This window comes from Xanthomonas sp. SHU 308 (genome assembly GCF_000364645.1).
GTDB classification, from domain to species: Bacteria; Pseudomonadota; Gammaproteobacteria; order Xanthomonadales; family Xanthomonadaceae; genus Xanthomonas_A; species Xanthomonas_A sontii.
In genome coordinates, this window is record NZ_AQOK01000850.1 from 1 (window position 1) to 3,600 (window position 3,600).

Below are 3,600 nucleotides of genomic sequence, written 5' to 3' on the forward strand. Positions count from 1 at the left end.
ACACTCACGATCGCGGCCATCAGTTCCGGCGCGATGCGCTCGACCTCCTTGCAGATCAGCGTGGCGACCTCGATCAGCGGCTGTTCGCGGACCAGCGCATCCAGCACGTTCTTGTGCAGCACCTCGTGCATCTTGCTCTGGGTGATGTCGGTGAACGAGAGGATGTAGTGCTGTTGGCTGCCATCCTCGCTGGCGATGGGGGTGGCCACCAGGGTGGCCCACAGCGGGGTGCCGTCCTTGCGGTAGGCGAGGATGTCGGCCTGGTGGCCGAGACCGGCGCGCACGCGCTCGCGGGTGTGCTGCACGGTCTGCATGTCGGTACCGGGGCCGGCCAACACGTTGCTCGGCAGATGCCCCAGCACTTCGCTCTCGGCATAGCCGAACACCTGGCTGAAGCCGGCGTTGACGTAGAGGATGTTCAACTCCGGATCGCAGACGACGATGGCGGCGTCGCTGGAGTCCAGTGCCAGCGACAGCAGCCGCATCCTGGCGTCGCGGGCGCGCTCGGCGCTGATGTCGCGCACGAACAGCACCTGCAATTGGCTGTAGTGCTGCGGTGCCCGCGCCGCGCTCACCGCCAGCCAGCGCGCTGCGCCATCGTAGTCGCGCAACAGCAGCTCGTAGCTGCCGCTGCCGCCGTCGTGCAGGCAATGCGCGAGGAAGTCGTCGCGCACGTCGGCATCGGCCAACTCGCCGAGCGGACGCCCCAGCACCTGCGCGCGGGGACGGTTCCACAGCGCCTCGGCCGTGTGGTTGAAGGCGACCACGCGCGCCTGCGGATCGACGATCAGCACGCCTTCCGGTGCGTATTGCAGGCAGAGCAGCAGGTCCAGTTCGGAACGGGCCGATGCCACCCGCGCCGCCTCCACGCTGACGTCGCTGGGCACGCTCGACGTTGTGACGCGGCGGCCCGGCATGGTGTCAGCGCGCCTGCACGGACAGCGCGATCAGGCGCTCGGCGATCTTGTCCAGCGGCAAGACCTCCTGCGCCGCGCCCAGGCGGAAGGCGGTGCCGGGCATGCCCCAGACCACGCTGGTGGCCTCGTCCTGGACCAGGGTGCTGGCCCCGGCCTGCAGCATTTCCAGCAGGCCGCGCGCGCCGTCGTCGCCCATGCCGGTGAGGATCGCGCCGATGGCGTTGGCGCCGGCGTTGCGTGCCACCGACTGGAACAGCACGTCCACCGCCGGCTTGTGCCGGTTGACCGGCGGGCCGTCGTCGATCTTGCAGCGCCAGCGCGCACCGTCGCGGATCACCTGCAGGTGCTTGCCGCCGGGCGGCAGGTAGGCGTGGCCGGGCAGGATCGCTTCGCCTTCGGTCGCTTCGCGCACGGCCATGGCCGAGTGCCGGTTGAGGCGGTCGGCGAAGGCGGTGCTGAAGCCGGCCGGCAGGTGCTGGGTCATGACCACCGCAGGCGCATCGGCCGGCATGCCTTCCAGCACCACGCGCAGCGCTTCGGTGCCGCCGGCGGAGGCGCCGATGGCGATCAGCCGGTCGGTGGTGCGGAACTTCAGCGAGGACACCGCGGCGGGCGTGGCGGTGGCGCCGGCCGGTTTCGGCGCGGCCGGCCGGTCCAGGGCGCGGACCTTGGCCTTGGACGCGTTCTTGACCTTGGCGATGATCTCTTCGGCGTACTCCTCCAGCCCGCGGGCCACGTCGAGCTTGGGCTTGGAGACGAAGTCGACCGCGCCCAGCGACAGCGCCTGCAGGGTGGTGTCGGCGCCGCGCTCGGTCAGCGAGGAGATCATCACCACCGGCGTGGGCCGCAGCCGCATCAGGTTTTCCAGGAACGCCAGCCCGTCCATGCGCGGCATTTCCACGTCCAGGGTGATCACGTCCGGATTCAGGCGCTTGATCTTCTCGCGCGCCAGCAGCGGGTCGGCGGCCGAGCCGACCACTTCCACGCCGGGCGCGCCCGACAGGATTTCGGTAAGGATCTGTCGCACGACCGCCGAGTCGTCGACGATCAGCACGCGGCAAGGGGCTTCCAGGCTCATTCGAACAACTCCACGGCACCGGTGACGGGGGCTTTGGCGAGACGGGCGCGCACCGCCGACTCGGCCGCGGCGATTTCGGCTTCCTCGTGCGCGTGCGGCAGGCGCTGTACGACTACGCGGCCGGTAGCGGGGAAGAACCAGATCTTGCGCGGATGGATGCCGCGCAGATCCTCGGCCACCACCGGGATATGTTCGGCCTTGAGGTAGTTCAGCACGAAGTCGGCGTTGCGCGTGCCGACCGGATTGTTGGTGAAGCCCTTGAGCACGTTGCCGCCGCCGAACACCTTGGCTTCCAGGCGGTTGCGTGCGGCGCCGCGCTTGAGCAGGTCGTTGATCAGCACTTCCATCGCATAGCTGCCGTAGCGGGCCGGCGCGCCGTCGCCGCTCTGGCCGTCGGGCAGCATGAAGTGGTTCATGCCGCCGATCTTCAGCAGCGGGTCGCGGATGCAGGCGGCCACGCACGAACCCAGGATGGTGGTCAGCGCGGTGTCGTCGTCCACCACCAGGTACTGGGTCGGCAACAGCTTGGCCGCCATCGTCTGGAAGCGCGTGTCGTGATAGCGCATCACCTGGTCCAGGGCCATGGCCGCGGCGCTCATGCGCGATCCTTCTGCGCCCGGCGATACAGCGTGCGGCCGCAGGGCTGGATCAGGTCGGCCGCATGCAGATAGTTTTCCGAATGGCCGGTGTAGAGCATGCCGTCGTCGTCCAGGTGCGGAATCAGCCGCGACAGGATGCCGCGCTGGGTGGGCTTGTCGAAATAGATCATCACGTTGCGGCAGAACAGCGCCAGGTACGGGCCGGCCACGTCGTAGCGCGGTTCCAGCAGGTTGAGCTGGCGGAACTCGAGCAGGTCGCGCAGCGCCGGCAGCACCCGGCACTGGCCTTCGTTGGCGCCGCTGCCGCGCTGGAAATACTTGCGCTTGAGGGCGGGATCGAGGCTGGCGACGCGTTCCAGCGCGTACACGCCGCGTGAGGCGGTGGCCAGCACCTGGGTGTCGACGTCGGTGGCCAGGATCCGCACCGGCGGGGTCAGCGTGCCGAACGCCTCGCAGGCGGTGATCGCCAGCGAGTAGGGCTCCTCACCGGTGGACGAGGCGCAGGACCAGATCTTCAGCGGCGCCGCGCCGGAGTGCTTCTGCAACTCTTCGCGCAGCCGCTCGAAATGGTGCGGCTCGCGGAAGAACGAGGTCAGGTTGGTGGTCAGCGCATTGGTGAACGCCTCCCATTCGTCGCCGCCGTCGCGCTCCAGCCAGTCCAGGTAGTCGCGGAACGAGCGCAGGCCCAGCACGCGCAGGCGCCGCGACAGCCGGCCGTAGACCATGTCGCGCTTGGCCGGGGCCAGAGCGATGCCGGCCTTCTGGTAGATCAGGTCGCAGACCCGCTTGAAATCGCGGTCGCTGAAGTCGAAGTCGCGATTGTCGGAACCGGAGGAGGGCGAAGCGGGAGTCTGGATGGCCATGGTGCGCAGCGATGGTCGGTCAATCGGGTTATCGGCCGGGAACGGACGAAATTGACAGCCGGCAGTCAGGAAAGACCGCCGGCGGTGGCGTGCGGGCTCAGAACTCCTGCCACTGGGCCTCGCTGGCGGCGGCGCTGGCGGGG

General features: G+C 69.1%; 4 protein-coding genes. All 4 read right to left on the reverse strand.

The window, feature by feature from the left end; genetic code table 11:
• A partial coding sequence (locus D588_RS0122195; protein WP_017917562.1) for a PAS domain-containing protein occupies positions 1-887 on the reverse strand: 887 nt, incomplete at its 3' end.
• Positions 888-921: 34 nt separating this feature from the next.
• The gene (locus D588_RS0122200; protein WP_026143996.1) at positions 922-1,995 is read right to left on the reverse strand and encodes a chemotaxis response regulator protein-glutamate methylesterase; all 1,074 of its coding nucleotides are present in this window, start codon (positions 1,993-1,995) and stop codon (positions 922-924) included.
• Entirely contained in the window at positions 1,992-2,594 is a 603-nt protein-coding gene (gene cheD, locus D588_RS0122205; RefSeq protein WP_017908723.1) for a chemoreceptor glutamine deamidase CheD, read from the reverse strand. Before cheD ends, D588_RS0122200 begins: the two co-directional genes overlap by 4 nt.
• Positions 2,591-3,457 (reverse strand): CheR family methyltransferase, encoded by an 867-nt coding sequence (locus tag D588_RS0122210; protein WP_017917563.1) that lies wholly within the window; start codon positions 3,455-3,457, stop codon positions 2,591-2,593. The genes cheD and D588_RS0122210 overlap by 4 nt, the downstream gene beginning before the upstream one ends.
• Positions 3,458-3,600 lie beyond the last annotated feature (143 nt).

Bases quoted from the DNA above. Each gene is read 5' to 3' on its own strand.
- D588_RS0122210 (WP_017917563.1), bottom strand. From the start codon at position 3,457: ATGGCCATCCAGACTCCCGCTTCGCCCTCCTCCGGTTCCGACAATCGC.
- D588_RS0122200 (WP_026143996.1), bottom strand. From the start codon at position 1,995: ATGAGCCTGGAAGCCCCTTGCCGCGTGCTGATCGTCGACGACTCGGCG.
- cheD (WP_017908723.1), bottom strand. From the start codon at position 2,594: ATGAGCGCCGCGGCCATGGCCCTGGACCAGGTGATGCGCTATCACGAC.